Origin of the sequence: Paenibacillus sp. MCAF9 (assembly GCF_052114265.1) — a bacterium.
Lineage (GTDB): Bacteria > Bacillota > Bacilli > Paenibacillales > Paenibacillaceae > Pristimantibacillus.
Window position 1 is genome coordinate 138991 of sequence record NZ_JBFREL010000001.1, and the last position, 19009, is coordinate 157999.

17 protein-coding genes are annotated in these 19009 nt (G+C 44.1%); 11 read left to right on the forward strand and 6 right to left on the reverse strand.

The window, feature by feature from the left end:
* Positions 1 to 19 precede the first annotated feature (19 nt).
* From purT to gyrA, 4 genes are all read left to right on the forward strand, one after another.
* Positions 20 to 1204 (forward strand): formate-dependent phosphoribosylglycinamide formyltransferase, encoded by a 1185-nt coding sequence (purT, locus tag AB4Z45_RS00630; RefSeq protein WP_441907453.1) that lies wholly within the window; start codon positions 20 to 22, stop codon positions 1202 to 1204.
* 30 nt (positions 1205 to 1234) lie between these two features.
* Positions 1235 to 1522: a YqkE family protein gene (locus AB4Z45_RS00635; protein ID WP_441907454.1), complete on the forward strand. Its 288-nt coding sequence runs from the start codon at positions 1235 to 1237 to the stop codon at positions 1520 to 1522.
* 995 nt (positions 1523 to 2517) lie between these two features.
* Complete coding sequence (gene parE / locus AB4Z45_RS00640; protein ID WP_076265738.1) at positions 2518 to 4488, forward strand: DNA topoisomerase IV subunit B; 1971 nt, start codon at positions 2518 to 2520, stop codon at positions 4486 to 4488.
* A 12-nt stretch (positions 4489 to 4500) separates the two neighbouring features.
* Positions 4501 to 6963, forward strand: coding sequence for a DNA gyrase subunit A (gyrA, locus tag AB4Z45_RS00645; protein WP_441907455.1), 2463 nt, complete (start codon positions 4501 to 4503; stop codon positions 6961 to 6963).
* Here gyrA and AB4Z45_RS00650 read toward each other — a convergent pair.
* The gene (locus tag AB4Z45_RS00650; protein ID WP_179089723.1) at positions 6944 to 7111 is read right to left on the reverse strand and encodes a hypothetical protein; all 168 of its coding nucleotides are present in this window, start codon (positions 7109 to 7111) and stop codon (positions 6944 to 6946) included. The two genes, gyrA and AB4Z45_RS00650, sit on opposite strands and share 20 nt — an antisense overlap.
* 204 nt (positions 7112 to 7315) lie before the next feature.
* Between AB4Z45_RS00650 and AB4Z45_RS00655 the strand changes: the two genes are divergently transcribed.
* Positions 7316 to 7720, forward strand: coding sequence for a MarR family winged helix-turn-helix transcriptional regulator (locus tag AB4Z45_RS00655; protein ID WP_076265740.1), 405 nt, complete (start codon positions 7316 to 7318; stop codon positions 7718 to 7720).
* Between the two features lie 21 nt (positions 7721 to 7741).
* Here the strand turns inward: AB4Z45_RS00655 and AB4Z45_RS00660 are convergent, their stop codons facing one another.
* Positions 7742 to 8740: a CapA family protein gene (locus tag AB4Z45_RS00660; protein ID WP_441907456.1), complete on the reverse strand. Its 999-nt coding sequence runs from the start codon at positions 8738 to 8740 to the stop codon at positions 7742 to 7744.
* Between AB4Z45_RS00660 and AB4Z45_RS00665 the strand changes: the two genes are divergently transcribed.
* Complete coding sequence (locus AB4Z45_RS00665; RefSeq protein WP_256710754.1) at positions 8739 to 8900, forward strand: hypothetical protein; 162 nt, start codon at positions 8739 to 8741, stop codon at positions 8898 to 8900. The two genes, AB4Z45_RS00660 and AB4Z45_RS00665, sit on opposite strands and share 2 nt — an antisense overlap.
* A gap of 109 nt (positions 8901 to 9009) precedes the next feature.
* On the opposite strand, the gene AB4Z45_RS00670 is transcribed toward AB4Z45_RS00665, so the two are convergent.
* The gene (locus AB4Z45_RS00670; RefSeq protein ID WP_441907457.1) at positions 9010 to 9723 is read right to left on the reverse strand and encodes an RluA family pseudouridine synthase; all 714 of its coding nucleotides are present in this window, start codon (positions 9721 to 9723) and stop codon (positions 9010 to 9012) included.
* Positions 9723 to 10589: a class I SAM-dependent methyltransferase gene (locus AB4Z45_RS00675; protein WP_339202809.1), complete on the reverse strand. Its 867-nt coding sequence runs from the start codon at positions 10587 to 10589 to the stop codon at positions 9723 to 9725. The genes AB4Z45_RS00670 and AB4Z45_RS00675 overlap by 1 nt, the downstream gene beginning before the upstream one ends.
* A gap of 241 nt (positions 10590 to 10830) precedes the next feature.
* Here AB4Z45_RS00675 and AB4Z45_RS00680 point away from each other — a divergent pair, with 241 nt between their 5' ends.
* Positions 10831 to 11016, forward strand: a complete 186-nt coding sequence (locus AB4Z45_RS00680) for a hypothetical protein (protein ID WP_076265743.1) — start codon at positions 10831 to 10833, stop codon at positions 11014 to 11016.
* Positions 11017 to 11406: 390 nt separating this feature from the next.
* Positions 11407 to 12897: an L-arabinose isomerase gene (araA, locus tag AB4Z45_RS00685; protein WP_441907458.1), complete on the forward strand. Its 1491-nt coding sequence runs from the start codon at positions 11407 to 11409 to the stop codon at positions 12895 to 12897.
* A 101-nt stretch (positions 12898 to 12998) separates the two neighbouring features.
* Here araA and AB4Z45_RS00690 read toward each other — a convergent pair whose 3' ends face one another.
* Both AB4Z45_RS00690 and AB4Z45_RS00695 read right to left on the reverse strand, forming a co-directional pair.
* A complete protein-coding gene (locus tag AB4Z45_RS00690) occupies positions 12999 to 13766 on the reverse strand; it encodes a class I SAM-dependent methyltransferase (RefSeq protein ID WP_441907459.1) in 768 nt (255 codons plus the stop codon).
* A 172-nt stretch (positions 13767 to 13938) separates the two neighbouring features.
* Positions 13939 to 14718, reverse strand: coding sequence for a hypothetical protein (locus AB4Z45_RS00695; protein ID WP_441907460.1), 780 nt, complete (start codon positions 14716 to 14718; stop codon positions 13939 to 13941).
* 230 nt (positions 14719 to 14948) lie between these two features.
* Between AB4Z45_RS00695 and AB4Z45_RS00700 the strand changes: the two genes are divergently transcribed.
* From AB4Z45_RS00700 to AB4Z45_RS00710, 3 genes are all read left to right on the forward strand, one after another.
* The gene (locus AB4Z45_RS00700; RefSeq protein ID WP_076265747.1) at positions 14949 to 15275 is read left to right on the forward strand and encodes an antibiotic biosynthesis monooxygenase; all 327 of its coding nucleotides are present in this window, start codon (positions 14949 to 14951) and stop codon (positions 15273 to 15275) included.
* Between the two features lie 194 nt (positions 15276 to 15469).
* On the forward strand, positions 15470 to 17794 hold the full coding sequence (locus AB4Z45_RS00705; protein WP_441907461.1) for a helix-turn-helix domain-containing protein: 2325 nt from the start codon (positions 15470 to 15472) through the stop codon (positions 17792 to 17794).
* A gap of 355 nt (positions 17795 to 18149) precedes the next feature.
* Positions 18150 to 19007, forward strand: coding sequence for an ABC transporter permease (locus tag AB4Z45_RS00710; RefSeq protein ID WP_441907839.1), 858 nt, complete (start codon positions 18150 to 18152; stop codon positions 19005 to 19007).
* Positions 19008 to 19009: the final 2 nt, after the last annotated feature.

Genomic DNA, 19009 nt, shown 5'->3' on the forward strand with positions numbered 1-19009 from the left:
CAGGAGGTTCTTTTTCTTTATGTATGGATCACCCTTAACAATGAATGCTCGCAAGTTGCTCCTGCTAGGCTCTGGTGAGCTTGGTAAAGAGGTCGTGCTGGAGGCTCAGCGGCTTGGCATCGAGACCATTGCTGTGGATCGCTATGATCAAGCACCAGCTATGCAGGTTGCGCATCGCAGTTATACAACGGATATGCTGGATGGGGCTGAGCTTCGCCGTATTATTGAGAAGGAGCAGCCTGACTATATTGTTCCGGAAATCGAAGCAATAGCTACAGAAACGCTGCTTGAACTTGAGAAGGAAGGACATCGCGTTATTCCTACAGCACGCGCGGCTTGGCTGACGATGGACCGCGAAGGCATTCGCCGCTTAGCTGCTGAGACATTGGAGCTGCCTACTGCGCCATATCGATTTGCAGATACGTTTGAAGAGCTTTCTATTGCGGCCGAAACGCTTGGTTTCCCATGCGTCATCAAACCAATTATGAGCTCCTCTGGCAAAGGACAAAGCGTTTGCCGATCTGAAGCGGAGCTTGAAGCATGCTGGAGCTATGCGATGGAAGGTGGACGTGCGAAGAAGCAGCGTGTTATCGTGGAGGGCTTCGTAACATTTGAATCTGAAATTACATTGCTTACCGTACGATCGGTTTCGGGTACAAGCTATTGTCCGCCAATTGGTCATGTGCAGAAAGATGGAGATTATATCGAGTCCTGGCAGCCGCATCATATGACTGAGGCTCAAATTGCTCAAGCGGAGTCCATTGCGCAACGCATCACCGATGAGCTGGGCGGTTTTGGTATTTACGGAGTGGAGCTATTCATTACAAAGGATGGCGTCTTGTTTAGTGAAGTATCGCCGCGTCCACATGATACAGGCATGGTAACGATGGCGACTCAGGATCTTTCAGAGTTTGCCCTGCATGTAAGAGCTATTTTAGGATTTCCAATTCCAACAATTCGGTTGCTGTCGCATGGTGCATCACATACGTTGAAAGCAGACCGCGAATCTTCCGATTTCCGCATTGGCGGTATTGAAGAGGCTTTGTCGGTTCCTAATACACAGGTTCGCGTTTTTGGAAAACCTGAAACGAAGGTTGGACGAAGAATGGCTGTTGCGCTGAGCACTGCTCCTAATGTAGAACAAGCACGAGATTTAGCTCGTAAAGCTGCAGAAGCTCTTTACGTATCGTATAATAACGAATAGATAGTTTATTTTAAGGCAGGTGCAGCAGCTATGGGTAAAAAACAGAAAAAAATAACGTCTTCAGCTCCTAGATCATCATCAAAAAAAGCTCCAAAAAATGAGTCGGAAAACGGCTTGACGCTCAAGGATTTATTAAGCAATGAGGTGCTTGGCAAGCTAAAAGCACAAGCGGATGATATGAAGCAGGCTGAAGCATCACGCAAGGAAGAGCTTCGCAAGCAGGAAGAAGAAAAGAAGAAGCAGGAGCAAAAGCGTTTGGAAAACGATTTTTCTTATTTGCTTGAGAATAGCGACCCTAACTGGTCGAAGCATAAGTAATAGGAAGAAAGTCGCAGTTCGCATTGTTCTCAAAAAAGCACCTTAGGGTGCTTTTTTTGTTCGGAATATCCCTAATACACTAATTTCAAAACTTTTGATATAATCTTATTTTTTATGATTTTCTTTTGTTTCAAAATGCATGCAGGGTTTGCCAGATGAGCGAAAAACCATTATGCTCGGCAGTACGCTTGTTTTAAATCCAAAGGCTCTGCAGCCTTTTGGTGCACTTGGCTCCCATGTAATAAAATAATGTTTGCATTTCAAACAATCAATGCGTTCATTCGTAGTCATTCAGCTACCTCGAATATGATTTTGGGTGTGGATTTGAATCGTAAACCATAATACGAAGGTTGAGCATTAAAGTCAATCCTAATCGATTAATTTGGCAAGGCTGTGCCTCACAATCGTCTTTTTTAATACAAATTGTTATCATGCATACATAAATCTAATGATTCTGCAAAACATGCTAACAACAGTTATTAAAGCGGTGTGTGTGCATTCCATTTTATTTTCGAAGGATTTAGCTAATGTCATTGCAGTAAATTCTCCATGTACGACAAGCGTATAACGCAATGTTTCGTGGTCGAAGCTGGTAGGAACGCCCAAACCGTGGATATACACGAATAAATTAAGCGTTTTATTGAAAATGAGTTGTAGAAATTGTGGAACAAAAAAAGTTTTTTTGTTATTGTGTTAATTATGCTTGCGCTTATTCCGATTATTACATACGCTGAGCTGTAGGTTATGAATAAGTAGTGCTGCTGTTGAAACAAGACAGGAAACTATAGAACCACTCCCAACTAATCGTTGGAAGGTTCTGTTAAGCAAGGATAGTGTGTTATCCTTATATGTATCTCTTATGACCATCAGCAAAATAAGGCTTGAAGATCGTGCAATTGCACTAATCGTTTTTTTTGGAGACTTTACGAAACATGACAAATTGAATTAAAATAGCTTGAAGATACGGAAACGTGATTAAAGATAGGGGGACGCTCATGTCTGAGCAAACAGATCTCTTCGCTAATACAGCGGCCGCAGACCGAAATTATGAGGCCGATGATATACAGGTGCTTGAAGGGTTAACAGCAGTTCGTAAAAGACCGGGCATGTACATAGGAAGTACAAGCAGTTCGGGTTTGCATCATCTCGTTTGGGAAATTGTCGATAATGCAGTCGATGAGCATTTGGCTAAATTTTGTTCGGCCATTGAAGTGACGCTGCACAAGAACGGAGCAGTAACGGTACACGACAACGGGCGTGGTATTCCTACCGGCATGCATAAGACCGGTATTCCTACTCCGCAGGTCGTATTTACGATTTTGCATGCGGGCGGTAAATTTGGCGGCGGCGGATATAAGAAATCCGGCGGTCTGCACGGCGTTGGCGCATCCGTTACAAATGCTTTGTCAGAATGGCTCGAGGTTGATATTTACCGAGACGGCAAAATTCACAGACAACGCTTTGAATATTGGATCGATGAAGCGGGACGTGAGCATGTTGGTGAGCCCGTACGCGGACTTGAGATTATTGGCACTACGAATCGGACAGGCACTAAGGTTACTTTTAAACCGGATGGACGTGTGTTCCAGAATGGCACAACATTAAGTTATGATACGCTGGCTGAGCGTTTGCAAGAGATTGCTTTTCTAAACTCTGGATTAAAGGTAACAATTAAAGACGACCGCAGCGGCAAGCAAGATGTGTTTCATTATGAAGGCGGAGCTCGTCAATTCGTTCAGTTTTTGAATGAAGAGAAGACTGTGCTGCACGATGTTATTCACTTTGCTAGTGAGCGCGATGATATTGAGGTGGAGGTAGCCCTCCAATACAATGACGGATACACGGAGACGATTGCTTCCTTCGTCAATTCCATTCCGACACGCGGCGGCGGTACGCATGAAACCGGTTTTAAAACCGCATATACTCGCGTCATGAACGACTATGCCCGTAAAGCAGCGATGCTTAAGGAGAAAGACAAAAACCTTGAAGGCAACGATTTGCGCGAAGGCATGATGGTCGTTATTAATATCAAAATGTCTGAGGTTGAGTTTGTCGGACAAACAAAAGACCAGCTCGGAAGCTCATCTGCGCGAAGCGCTGTTGACGCAATCGTCTCGGAGAAGATGCAGGTGTTTCTTGAGGAAAATCCTCAAATCGCACAAATGCTGTTAAAGAAATCACTTCAAGCCTCGAAAGCGAGAGAAGCAGCACGCAAAGCGCGTGAGGAAATCCGCAGCGGCAAGAAGCGGAGCGAGAGCTCAAATCTAAATGGCAAACTGACTCCTGCGCAGTCAAAAGATATTACTCGCACGGAATTGTTTATTGTGGAAGGGGATTCAGCTGGCGGTTCAGCTAAGCAGGGCCGTGACTCGAAATATCAAGCGCTGCTGCCGCTTAAGGGAAAACCGATGAATCCGGAGAAAGCCAAGCTCATCGACATATTGAAAAACGACGAGTACAAGGCCATTATTTCTGCAATAGGCGCAGGTGTGGGTTCTGAGTTTGTCGCTGAGGAATGCAACTATAATAAAATTATTATTATGACCGATGCGGATACAGACGGTGCTCATATCCAAGTGCTTCTTCTTACTTTTTTCTACCGTTATATGAAGCCGTTAATCGATTTGGGACGCGTTTATATTGCTCAGCCGCCGCTTTACAAAATTACACGTAAATCAGGCAAGCTGGAAACGATTCGATATGCGTGGACAGATGAGCAGCTTCAAAACTATTTGAAGGAATACGGTAAAAATTATGAGCTTCAGCGTTATAAAGGGCTTGGTGAGATGAATCCTGACCAATTGTGGGAAACGACGATGGATCCAGAGAAAAGAACGCTTCTTCAGGTGCAAATCGAGGATGCAGCCAAAGCAGAACGCAGAGTATCGACGCTTATGGGAGATAAGGTAGATCCGCGTAAACGTTGGATTGTTGAGAATGTCGATTTTATGGAATATGAGGAATAGGGGGATTTCTGCATGAGTATGCTGGAACAGTTTTTACCGGCGTTTTTGGAGGAAGTGGTAGGCGACCGCTTCGGACGCTATTCAAAGTATATAATTCAGGACCGTGCCATTCCTGACGTTCGCGATGGTTTGAAGCCCGTGCAGCGTCGTATTCTATATGCGATGTATGATTCAGGAAATACACCGGACAAGCAATACCGCAAATCAGCTAAAACAGTCGGTGACGTTATGGGTAACTACCATCCGCATGGTGACTCATCGATTTATGAGGGCATGGTACGGATGGCACAGCCTTGGAAAATGGGACATCCGCTCGTTGATGGACACGGAAACTGGGGTTCTCAGGATGATGATCCAGCAGCAGCTATGCGTTATACGGAAGCGCGTCTTTCGCCAATTGCGATGGAACTGCTTCGTGACATAGAGAAAAGAACGGTGCAATTCAAGGATAATTTCGATAATACAACGAAGGAGCCGGTTGTGCTGCCGTCGCGGTACCCTAACTTGCTCGTAAACGGGACCAGCGGCATCTCTGCCGGCTTTGCCACGGAAATCCCGCCTCATAACCTGCGTGAGGTTATTGATGCGTGTATCGCCCTTATGGGAAGCCCAGAGCTGACGCAAGAAGAACTTATGACCTATGTGAAAGGTCCGGATTTCCCTACTGGCGGCATTATTATGGGCGAAGAAGGCATTCGAGACGCTTATGCTACAGGTAAAGGTCGCATATACATTCGTGCCAAGACGGCTATCGAGGATGTGCGCGGAGGCAAGCAGCAGCTTGTCATTACTGAAATTCCATATCAGGTCGTTAAATCACGTTTGGTTACCGCAATGGAAAACATTCGGCTAGAGAAGAAGGTCGAAGGCATTGCGGAGGTGCGTGATGAGAGCGGACGCAATGGTCTGCGCATCGTCATTGAGTTTAAGAAGGATGCCGATGCACAAGGTATTCTGGCTTATTTGTTCAAGAAAACGGATCTGCAGGTAGCTTACAGCTTCAATATGGTCGCAATCGTGAACAAAACACCGATGCAGCTTGGTCTTAAACAAATATTATCGGCGTATATCGATCACCAGAAGGAAGTAGTAACTTTCCGCACGAAATATGATCTTGAGAAGGCGGAAGATCGCGCTCATGTTGTAGAAGGACTTGTCAAAGCGCTCAACATATTAGACGAAGTTATAGCGACAATCAAAGCATCCAAAAATCGCGGGGATGCACAAGACAACTTGGTTGCGAAGTTTGATTTCTCCGCTCGTCAAGCAGATGCCATTCTTACTTTGCAGCTTTATCGCTTAACGAACTTGGAAATTACGACACTTGAGAAAGAACTTAAGGAAGCGATGAAGAAGATTGCTTACTTGAAATCGATCTTGGCTAGCGAGAAGAAGCTGATTGGTGTTATTAGGGATGAACTGCTTGAGATTCAAACCAAATATGGCATTGATCGCCGTTCTGTTCTGCGCGGTGAGATCGAAGAGCTGAAAGTTAACCTCGAAGTTCTTGTTACACCAGAGGATGTTCTAGTTACATTAAGCCAGGATGGTTATGTAAAACGGACAAGCATGCTATCGTTTACGAGATCCGGAGGCGAGCTGCAAAACGCAGGCGTCAAGGAAGGCGACTTCGTACGAGAGTTGCTTGAAGTCAATACGATTGACAATTTGCTGCTCTTTACGCGCAAAGGTCAATATTATTTGCTGCCGGTCCATCAGATTCCAGAATTCAAATGGAAAGATACCGGAACAGCGATAGTGAATGTTGTACCTATTCCGAAGGATGATTCGATCGTAAGCGTCATTCCAATTAAAGATATTTTGGCATCTACAGCATCACTTGTTTTCGTAACGAAACGTGGCCAAGTCAAGCGTACGGAGCTTAAGGAATACGCAACTACAAGATCCACTGCGGTTGCAGCTTGCAAGGTTTCCGAGGGTGACGAAGTCATTCGGGTTGTTTTGAGTGATGGTTCGAAGCAAATCATGCTTATTACTAAGCACGGAATGAGCATTCGGTTTACAGAGTCCGAAGTCAATTCGATGGGTAGAGTTGCAACAGGCGTAAGAGGCATTCAGCTTAAGGATGGAGACGAGCTTGTCACCGCGGAATGGGTTGCTGAGGATGAAGGCGAATTACTCGTCATTACCGATATCGGTTACGCCAAACGTACTTTGCTGCTGGATTATCCAATTCAGGGCAGAGGCGGCAAGGGTGTTCAAACGTTCGAATTTAAAGAAGGCAAACGAGTGCGTCCAAACGGTTCGTCACTGATTGGGGCTTATTATTGCAAGGCAGCCAAAGAGATCGTAGCGATTACCTCATCAGGAGCGAAGCTTTCTGCTACATCGGAGAAAGCACCAATTGAAGATCGCAAATCGATAGGCAAGCTCATATTCCCAGTAGAGAAAACCGACGTTATTACGAGCACGCTTGCCCGTTCAATAACAGACACTAATCAAAAGGCCGATTAGGCGGATCAAACCGTTCAATGACTTCCAAAATAGCTTCAAGCATGACCCACAATGGTACCAGCTCATCCGGGCGGTCCAGCCATTGTGGGTCTTTTATAATGCCATAATTTTTAATTTTTTGAATGATTACAGCTTTTCTTTCTTCCACTGGGTGCACGCTCCTTACTGTTTAAGCATGAATAGACATAGCGCTGGGCTTTCGCCTTATTGTATGTCTAACGCTGTCATAATGTTCAACAATATATCGATTAATAGCGCAAATTATTAATTGGGTTAATCTTTTATTCGACAATAAAGACTGCTATAATAAATAGCAAATAGATGGAAATTGACAGAGAGCGAGTGTGGGAGTATGGTGTCTGGAGAATTTACTCGATTATGGACGAAGCTTTCGCGTGAATGGAAAAATAACTTGGAACAATCGCTTGCTCCTTTGACAGAAGGGCAGCTGAATGTATTAGAGCTGATGCTTCAGCACCAACCGATGAAGCCATCTGATCTGCTCCAATATTTAGCGACCACGCCTGCTGCAATTACAACACTGTTGGATCGAATGGAAAGAAATGAGCTCATTGAACGTACTAGAGATGATCATGATCGAAGAATTGTGTGGGTTTCTGTTTCGGAGAAGGGCAAAGCTGAGGCGGAGCGCGGTACAACGATTCGGACTCAAATGATCGAACAATCGCTGGACCGCATTTCCTCTCATAACCAGCAGCTGCTGGTTTACTTGTTAGGCAAAGTTGCAAATCTGTAATCCGATTTCGCCATTCAACGCTTATTTCATAGAATCGAGCCGATTGCGCAGCATATCGTAATTTTTTTGGAGCACCTCGTAGTCGGCTTGCGTTAGCAAGGTATCATTTGAAGCAGCTAATGTTTCTTCGATTGGCAAGATGCGATATCGAAAGGAACGATCAGGCTTGTAGCGATGCACCCATGTCGGAATGGATTCAACATCAGTTATAGTAACTGTGCCTTCTGTCATATTTTTACGAACATTAACTTTAAAAATAACTCCGTATTCCTTCGATTCGCCCCGCTGATTAGAAATAAAATTTCCCATAGAATAAATAATAAGTCCCTTTTTTTCATGGCCATTCTCATCGGTTGTTTCAAGTACTTCATAGGGCTGGACAACATGGGGATGCGAACCGGCAATAATATCTGCACCCGCAGCGACAAGCGAACGAGCGAGACGTTTTTGTTCTTCGTTAGGTATAATCTGATATTCAGTTCCGAAATGCAGAGAAACGGTAATAAAGTCAGCACCTGCTTCACGCAGCCGAATGATGTCTGCTTTAATTTTCTCTTCATCAATAAGCGAAACGAGGTAAGGTTTGCCTTCAGGAATTGGAATGCCATTTGTTCCATAGGTGTAAGCTAACAATCCCATCACGATGCCATTTTTCTCGGATAGGACAGCTTGGTCTGCTTCTTCTTGTGATGCGGCTGTTCCCTTGCTTGGAAGACCAAGCTTCTTTAAATTCTCGAGAGTGCGAAGCACACCTGACTCGCCTTTATCAAGTGAATGATTGTTGGCATTTGTTATTAAGTTAAATCCAGCATCCTTGATCGCTTCTCCAAGTTCGGTTGGCGCATTAAACGTTGGGTATCCAGTATAGCCATATTCCACACCAGCAATTGGTGTTTCTAGGTTGGCAATAACCCAATCACCTTGCTCCAAAATCGGTTTAACCTCTGCAAAAAACGGCTTGAAGTTATATCGATTCGTCTTCTTGTCAAAAGCTCCGGGCAGCTGGGGCGTATGCATCATGATGTCGCCTACGGCCATCCATACGGCATCGGCAAAAACAGGCTCTGGTGGTGCTGTCGGTTCAGGAGATGGTGAAGGGGTTACGACTGCTTGCTCAGTAGGAGTGGGGTCAATTGAAGCTGTAGGAAGCGAGCTGGCAGGTGCAGAAGCCCTCTCGTAAATGGAGGGCATTAAAAATATAACCAGTAAGCCAAGTAAACTTAGTAATAATAGTATAGAATTTGTTTTTCGGTGCCTTTTACGGCGCATTAGTATTTCGTCCTTCCTTGTTACATATTGCTCAGCATACTGGAGGCGTCTTCAAGCTGCGAACTAGTCCACCAATTCCAAACATCAGAGCCGGTTGGAACGGAACGAAAACTCATCCATTCCTTTGTTATAGGATGAGGGGCTGAAACCGAGGTTGACCATAACGCAATTTGGGATATGCCGCTTGTTGGTTGCGCGCCGTATTTCAGGTCTCCTACGAGCGGACAGCCGATATGAGCAAGCTGTGCACGGATTTGATGAGGCCTTCCGGTATGCAGCTTCACCGCAATCAATGAATAACGGCCAGATACAGCTGCTACCTCGTAATCCAAAATCGCTTCTTTTGCCTCATTCGTGGGTTTGTTATAGACGGTTACTTGATTTTGTTTGCTGTTCTTAACAATATAATGAGTTAAACGCGCTTGAGCTTGTTTTGGCGCACCTTGTACAACACAAACATAAGTTTTGCCAAAATGTCTACTGCGAACCGATTCGGATAATCTGGATGCAGCTTTTGAGGTTTTGGCAAAAATCATAACGCCGCCAACCATACGGTCAAGACGGTGAACGAGGCCGAGAAAGACGTTTCCCGGCTTGTTGTATCGTTCCTTTATATCCTGCTTAAGCAGGGTAAGCATATCTGCATCGCCGGTGTCATCCTCTTGTGAGAGGACGCCAGGCGGTTTAACGACAGCTATTAAATGATTGTCCTCGAACAGAACCTTGATCGTCATTACTTAGACTCCCAACGTCCCAGTATTCCGCACGGCAAATTAAGGCCGGACTTCGTAATCGGCAATCCGATTTCTCCACAGTTGATCTCGCCACCATACTTGGCATTCATTGTCATATGCAGCAGGTTGTGCAGAACAGATTGCGATAATCCTGTTGTATAGGAGTTGATGAGTAGGAACAATGGATTGTCAGACAAAATCGATGTACAGGATTGTAAGAATGGAAACAAATTTTCTTCGAGCTTCCATGTTTCACCATTCGTGCCACGTCCATAAGAAGGTGGATCCATTATAATCGCATCATACTGCTTGCCACGGCGTTGTTCGCGTTGAACGAATTTGAACACGTCATCCGTAATATAGCGAATTGGAGCGGACTCAAGTCCAGACAGCTGGGCGTTATCTTTTGCCCATTGGACCATACCCTTAGCTGCGTCAACGTGGCATACCTCAGCGCCTGCTGCTGCGGCTGCAACAGTGGCACCGCCCGAATAGGCAAAGAGATTCAAGACACGAATAGGACGTCCTGCGTTACGGATTTTGTCCATCATCCAGCTCCAGTTAACGGCTTGCTCAGGAAATAATCCTGTATGCTTGAAGTTTGTCGGCTTGATATGGAAGTTTAGTTCGCCATAAGAAATTGTCCAGCGCTCAGGCAATGATTCGCTCATCGACCATTGACCGCCACCGGAATTGCTTCTATGGTAATGGCCATCGGCTTTTTTCCAAAGACCTGTTTCATTTGTGATCGGCCAAATAATTTGTGGATCTGGACGGCGGAGTGTATAATTGCCCCAACGTTCGAGCTTATCTCCGTCTCCTGTATCTATAACCTCGTAGTCTACCCATTTATCTGCTATGTACATGTTATTCGTAACCCTTCCTTGACMTTGTTTTTGTAATATAATAATGTCAACGATAATTATATCGAAGCTAACACAATGAAGCAATGAAACCGACGCATTTAGAGGCTGGTATTTATTCGTAAGTTATGAAAATGGCTGTTTATTACAGCAAATAAGTAAATGCCGTTGCTGACAGAGCAAAAATCAGTGTAAAAAAGAGCATAATTTAGTAAATCTACAATAATAGAGGAGCAACAATATCATGATGAGTTTTGAGTGCGAGTGCGGGAATAAAACAGTAATGTTTGCTACGGGAGATCGGGACGAGCAGGGCAGAGAGTATATTGAAATCGAGGACGATGAGAGGCTTACTATTAAAGTTGGCGATAAAAGCGTATTATTTCGTTGCTCATTTTGCGGCTATACATACCGACTGGAACAAATTTGATTTTCTTTAGAAAAATTATAGGGGCTGCATATTGAAAACATTTATGGTTCGGAGTATGATAAATGTGAGTCAAGTTGTATGTACAAGTGCATCGTCATACCAGTGATAACTAGCACTAATGTCCGTACAACTTGAGAAGAGGCGTTATCTCTAAAATTACGTTTATTACTCGGTGGATGCTTACATAGCTGTTTTGCATTCGCAAAACTTAAAGCGAATGCTTACGAAGCTGTTTTGCATTCGCAAAACTTAAAGCGAATGCTTACGAAGCTGTTTTGCATTCGCAAAACTTAAAGCGGATGCTTATGAAGCTGTTTTGCATTCGCAAAACTTAAAGCGGATGCTTACGAAGCTGTTTTGCATTCGCAAAACTTAAGGAGGAACCATTCCATGTTACAAGTTAAGCCTTATCAATTTTGGTTTGTTACCGGAAGCCAGCACTTGTACGGACCAGAAACATTAGAAGAGGTTGCACAGCATTCACGTATTATTGCTGCGGCGTTGAATGATGATTCTGTTATTTCATCCGAAATTGTATTTAAACCTGTAGTAACAACTCCAGAAGAAATTTACAAGCTTTGCTTAGAAGCGAAAGCGGATGAGAACTGCGCAGGCATCATCACTTGGATGCATACCTTCTCACCGGCAAAAATGTGGATTCATGGGTTGTCTGAGCTGCGTAAGCCATTACTACACCTTCATACTCAATTCAATCGTGATATTCCTTGGGAAACGATTGATATGGACTTTATGAATACGAATCAATCCGCACATGGCGACCGTGAATACGGCCATATTTTCTCCCGTCTAGGACTTGAGCGCAAAGTCGTTACAGGTCACTGGGAGGATGGCGTTACTCGTTCGCGTATTGCTAGCTGGATGGGCACTGCAATTGCAGTAAACGAAGGCCGTCATCTTAAGGTTGCTCGCTTCGGAGATAATATGCGGCAAGTTTCGGTTACGGAAGGCGACAAAGTTGAAGCGCAAATCAAATTCGGCTGGTCGATTAATGGTTATGGTATTGGTGATCTTGTTGCTCGTATGAATGAGGTTTCAGATTCAGAAGTGAAGCAGCTGCTTGAGGAATACAACGAGCAGTACGATATTTCGTCCGAGACACGCAGCAATGCAGCTTCATGGGCTTCCATTGGCGAGCAGGCTCGCATTGAGCTTGGCTTAAAAGCATTTTTACAAGAGGGCGGTTTCTCCGCATTTACTACGTCATTTGAAGATTTGCATGGCATGAAGCAGCTTCCAGGTCTTGCAGTTCAGCGCTTGATGGAGCAAGGATACGGCTTTGGCGGCGAGGGCGACTGGAAAACATCTGCGCTTACTCGCATGATGAAGCTGATTGCCAATAACAAAGGTACTTCATTTATGGAGGACTATACTTATCATCTAGAAGAAGGCAACGAGCTCGTACTTGGATCACATATGCTTGAGGTATGTCCTACAATAGCGGATAGCCGTCCAAAAATCGAAGTTCATCCGCTTGGCATCGGCGGCAAAGCGGATCCAGCACGGATTGTATTCGATGGACGCGCTGGTGCTGCGCTTAATGCTTCACTCATCGATCTAGGCAATCGTTTCCGCTTGATCATTAACCAAGTGGATGCAGTGAAGCCTACTCATGAAATGCCGAAGCTTCCAGTAGCTCGTGTGCTATGGAAACCAGAACCATCGCTTCGAGATGCAGCAGAGAGCTGGATTTACGCTGGCGGCGCTCATCACACCGTATTCTCATACGTCGTAACGACTGAGCAGCTTGTAGACTGGGCGGATCAAGTTGGCATTGAAACCGTAGTAATCGATAAGCATTCAACGGTTCGCAGTGTTCGCAACGAGCTTCGTTGGAACGATCTCAGCTATCGTATTCGTTAATCTTCCTATCATCTGATTGCTTCTTAATAGAGAAGACTGCTGCTTAAAACCATACAAGGTTAAGCAGCAGTCTTTTTCTCTATTTATAGGGTGTTTTAAAGTTATGGTTTAATAGCTTTTACTCTAATCCGCACATAATCCACATACCATATACCATCATGGAATAAACCATTTCTTACTCTTGCGGCTATTTTAGCGTATAGCAACTTTTTATCTTCTTCCGATACATGAGCGAAAAAATGATTTGCAAAACCAGATAACCAGTGATTTAGTCCTTCTTCACCGTCTTCCATCTTCGTAGGCCGATCAAAAAGAACGGCATAAGTTACTCGAAATCCTTGTTGTTCAAGTAGAGCGCTATATTCTGAAATGCTCGGAAAGAACCAAGGGTTTAATTTTTCTGCATCAATAGCATAATCCTCATCAAGCACAGCAGTAGTTGCTTTTACTATTCGATTAACATTTCCTTTGCCGCCAAACTCAGCAACAAATCTGCCGCCGCTGTTTAGCACATTCCACACATTTTCAACCACTTGTTTCGCATTTTTCATCCAATGCAATGCCGCATTAGAGAATACAGCATCAAATGTTTCATCTAACTGAAACTGTTCACCATTTCCAGTGAAAAAATGAATGGTTGGATATTTCACTCGTGCTTTTTCAATCATTTCCGCAGAAAAATCCATGCCTACAACTGTTGCTCCTGTTTTCGATATATCATAGGCCAAATCTCCGGTGCCACATCCTACATCTAATATTTTCTCACCTGGGGCAGGACTTAATAATTCAACAACTTCCTTCCCATACTCAGATACAAAACCCAGTTTGTTGTCATATAATTCGGTTTTCCAAAATTGGCCGGAAGGCATAATATCATCCCCTAACTATTGGTAACCATATTCTCACACAAAGATTGTATATAAGTGAAATATATTATTCCTATCCATTTTATAGTTTTAAACTATAAAGTTGGATCAGAAAAAAGCTTTACTCCTGTAGGTTAGAAGCAAAGCTCAAGGTATACCTCAAATATAAATGGGTTTATTCTGATTTTTCTTTTTGAATTTTTGCAGGGTTATTGATTTTGTAAGGTACAGGGTGTTTAGTAAGCTTTTTAGCGACTATTTTTCCTTCAAAATGAAGGATATCGCCGATTTCCAGCTCAAGCTTTTTAAGGGTAGCACTATGGCTGGACCACGCATCGCCGATCTCCATAGCAGGATCTTGAATGGCTACTGCGTTGTAAATAACAACCTCGTCATCTGTATCAGAAAAATTGTTAGGTACAGTCGTAAATTCTTTTACTGTTGCGACCATTTTGATCTTATCTTCAGGAAGCTGCAGTTTTGGCGCCTTTTCTTTTTTTGTTTTTTCCTTTGGAGCAGCTGCTGCTTTAGGTTCTTTATGTACTTCTTCAACGGAATCAGGCGCTGGTATCGTCTCCGAAATCGCTGCTGCATCATTAATTTGTGATGTTTCTAGCAGAACGTCATTTTTATCAGCTTCAATCTCTTGTGCAGGTGCAATCTCTTCAACTGCATTGGAAGTCTTCTGGCCATAACTAGAAGCTTGCATTTCCTTTAAGTAGGAGGGGTGAATACAATGCTTTTGTTCATTTTCAAACGAAATGACAGCAGTCATTTTATCCACATATCCAATAATAGTGCATTCGAGATTCACGCCGTTTCCTTTATAGAAAAATACTTTTGTTTTGGCAGCCTTCTCAGAAAGCAAACCCCATTCCTTGCATTTTTCTATTTGCTCTGCCTCGTTATCGAAGCTAATGTACGATATCGGTTCAATAATGAATGGATGTCCCATGTAATCTCCGCCTTTTTGGTATTATCATCATCTATTTTATCATTTTTTTGACATGTTAGTCGTTACTTGCTGACGATTAATAAAATTTTAGTCGTTTATTTAAATAAGAAGGGGAGGGGAGAAAAATATGCCGCCTGAATAGGAACATTTTAACAATGCATATTTGACAATGAGAATCGTTATCGATATAGTTGAATGGTAGTTTTTAAATTGATATAGGAGGGATTTCTGTGTTCATTCAATTGAGATCAATTGTAGTGGAAAAGGGAAATTCACAGCAAGTTGTCGACAATTTTGGGCAAGAGGGCTATATTGATGGCAAGGAAGGTCTTATCGATATTAATATTATGGTGAATAGAAAAGCAAAAGAAACGGAAGAAGTGGTTATTATGATCCGTTGGGAGTCTGATGAAGCTTGGAAAAATTGGGAGAAAGATCCCGTCCATATTGCTGGCCATCGGAACAAAAAAGATGAGCAGCGCCCTTCATATATCGTTGATTCATCGGTAAATATGTATGATGTAAAAAAAATAAAACCAGGTACTTTTGGCAAATAAACAGAAAGCGACTTACCCTTGGCGGGCAATGTCGCTTTTTTTTATTTATATTTAATTACCTTGCGGCTCAGTTACTAGCCTGCAGGGTTCTTTTTTGTGCTGCTACCTTTGTCTTAAAAGCTATGAATGTATAATGCCAAACTCATATGATGCATATAGTAATGAACAAGCTGCATCCCGTGAGGAGGTTTGGAATGAAATCCAGCATTTCGGGAAAAGTGATGATCATTTACGGAAGCACATTTCTGCTGATTATTGCCTTAACCTTCTGGTTGTCCTACCGGGGTACGGTTGGTCCGCTTGAGGCCGATCTAACCAATACGAATCTCGCGCTGCTCAAGCAAGTAGACCAAAAGATTGAAGTGGCGTTCCGTCAAACCGAGAAAGATTTACTCGCGCTTATGGAAGAGCTCGAATTCGTTTACTTCATGCTGGATAGTTACAATGACGATGCCCAAAAATACAGCAACTATTATGGGCTTACGACAAAATTAAAAAACTTTATTAACGCCAATCCCACTTTCTCATCCATTTTCGTTTACTCTGCTGTAAACGGCGATATTTTGACCGAAAAGGCTTATATGAATGATATTTCATCGGTAGACAACTGGCTGGCTGATTATATGGACATGCCGGGTTATTTCAAGTGGATGACGACCCATCCGGTGTGGGATGGAACGACAACTCAAAACGTTGTCACACTGGTGCGCTCCTACCCAACGCTCAGCAGTCCCGGTTATCGTAACGGCATCGTTGCCGTTAACATTAACGAGGTTGTTCTCTACGATATGATTAAATCGGTCTATGAGGAAAGCTCGGCTGGCCATTTGTTTATATTCGACGCAGATGGAAAAGTCGTCAGCCACGATGACAAAACGCTCCTTTACCAAAATTTAAAGCAATTGCCCTATATGAAAAATGTACTCGCAGCAGAAGGCAGCGGCTCCCTATCAGTCAAGCTGGACGGGATCCCGCAAACCGTATTTTACAGGACATCCGCCTATACGGGTTGGAAAATGGTCAGCATCATGCCGGAATCACAAATTTACGAGCCGCTTCAGATTACCCGCAATCTTTTATTTATATTGGCTGGCGTAATGATCGTTCTAGCGCTAATTGTATTGTTTTACGTTAATCGGTTAACCTTCAAGCCGCTTGATCGACTGGTCAGCAAGCTTTCAGGGACCTACCAGCCAGATAAGAAGCGCGGATTTGATACGGCGGGATTCACTTATTTGGAGACGGTGTTTGAGCAAATGATGGTGGATCGGGAGCACTTGGAGAAGCATGTGCGAGATTCCAAATCCGTGCTCAAATGGAGATTGATTATGGATATGCTGACCGGCTACCGAACGGACTACCAAGCTTTGCGGCATCACTTTGAATTTACAGGCATTAAGCTCTATTCAGAGCGCTACCTTGTATGTACAGCAGAAATTGCGAAACCAGAAGGTTGCTTAAGCCCGCGTGATGAAACGTTGTATACGTATGTGTTTTGCAACGTGGCGGAGGAGATGATGGGCAAAGAGGATGCTGGAGTCGCAATCGATTTAGGCGGCGGACGAGCGGCGCTTGTCTTTAGCTTCGCCGAGGGCGAAGCGGAACAAAACCATTTGCGCGCGCTCGCAATTTTGGAATGGATACTTGAGATAATTAAAAAGCAATTCGGCTTAGTCGCCACGGTGGGTGTTGGCAGAGGAGTCAAGGAGCTCGGCGATATTCAAAGCTCCTACGGCGAGTCGCGCAAGGCGCTCCGCTACAAGATGCTTTTTGGCAGCCATTCCGTCATTTCAATCGAGGATTTGCAACCGCCGGACAGTCAAGACTATTACCGTTTGAATCGGAAGGCAAATCGAATTATGGAGGCGCTCAAGCAGACGGATACGGATAAAATAAAGGAGGATGTGCACCAAGCCTTCGAGAAGGCGGTGGAACTAAGCTTGCCTCCTGACCTCATCCGCCAGTTTTCGTTCGATTTAATCGTGAAGGCGCTGCAGGTTGCGGATGCAATCGGAATCGGTCCCGAGGAGTCGATGGGCAACTTGGACAGCATTTATGAGAAGATTGAGCACAGTGAGAATTGGAAGCAAGCAGAGTCCCTCGTCCTCGCTGTTCTTGAGGAGCTGGCTGCTAAGCTTACGAGCAAACGAAGCCTGAGAGGGAAAAATGACACGATTGAGCGGATGCTTACCTACATTCAAGCCCATTACCACGAAAATGATTTGTCGCTCGATCGGCTCGCTGTACAGTTTCATTTGAGCCCAACCTATATTAGCAAGCAGTTTAAAGAATATACCGAGCGAAATTTTATCGACTATCTAATCGAAATTCGAATTGACGCCTCGAAAGCACTGCTTGCTAATAAGGATAAAAAGGTGAACGACATCGCCGAAGCGATAGGATATATGAATACCCGCAGCTTCTTGCGGACGTTTAAAAAATTTACAGGGATGACACCGACAGAGTTCCGCGAGCAAGCCATCAGCAAACAACATGGGCAAGACACAGAGCGAACGTAAGACCGGTGGCACACTTCCAAAGCGGAGGCGTTGCCCCGGTTTTTTCATTGTAATATAAGAATTAATAAGTTTGTTAGCTTATAGAGAGCTTATATTTCTCCGTCAAATATACTTCAACATCCAGAGGATGCTGAAGGCGTTTTTGCTTTTAATGGCGGGATTTCTTCCGTTTCACAGCATAAGAATGAACCTGTTCAAGAAAGGTGACTGGGCCATTTCACAATAAAAGACACCTGGCACAGAACATGTCTATATTCAGCTTCCCGAGCTTTGTGTACGATCGAATTGTAGACGGAACATAAAGGGGGGGAGGACGATTTGGATACGGCTTAAGCGGGATCGTCACTTATATTTGATGCTTCTGCCTGTCATCTTGTTTTATGTCATCTTTAAATACGCACCGATGGCGGGCGAGATTATCGCATTCAAAAATTACCGGTTTATTGATGGAATATGGGGAAGCGAATGGGCTGGTTTTCATCATTTTCAAATGCTGTTCGCAAGCTTGGATTTTTGGAGAATTCTTAGAAATACGCTGCTGTTGAACATCTATAGTCTCGTGTTTGGTTTTCCGGTACCTATCCTCCTTGCCTTGCTGCTTAACGAGGTGCGCAGAGAATGGTACAAAAGGACGGTTCAGAACCTGTTGTATTTGCCTCACTTCATCTCTTGGGTTGTGCTTGGCGGTATCGTTATTGCGATCCTTTCGCCAAGCACAGGCGTCGTGAATCTGATTCTAAAACAATTGGGCATCGAGCCCGTCTATTTTATGGCGGATTCGACTTGGTGGCCTGTTGTGTATACGTTATCCGGTATTTGGCGCGAAGCGGGCTGGGGGACGATTCTCTATTTAGCAGCGATGGCTTCGATTGATCCCCAGCTTTATGAAGCAGCCAAAATCGACGGTGCAAACAAGCTGCGGCAAATTTGGCATATTACACTTCCCGGCATTCGCAGCACGATCGCCATCTTATTGATCCTTCGGATGGGGCATATGATGGATGTTGGCCTTGAACAAACGCTGGTGCTTCAAAACCAATCCGTGCTGGATGTAGCGGATGTCATCAGCACCTACGTATACCGGGTCGGCTTGCAAAATATGAATTACAGCTACACGACAGCGCTTGGGTTATTCCAATCCTTGATTGGGTTCATTCTAGTCGTAGGCGTTAACGGGCTCATCCGAAAGTTCGGCGAAAGGGGGTTATGGTAACG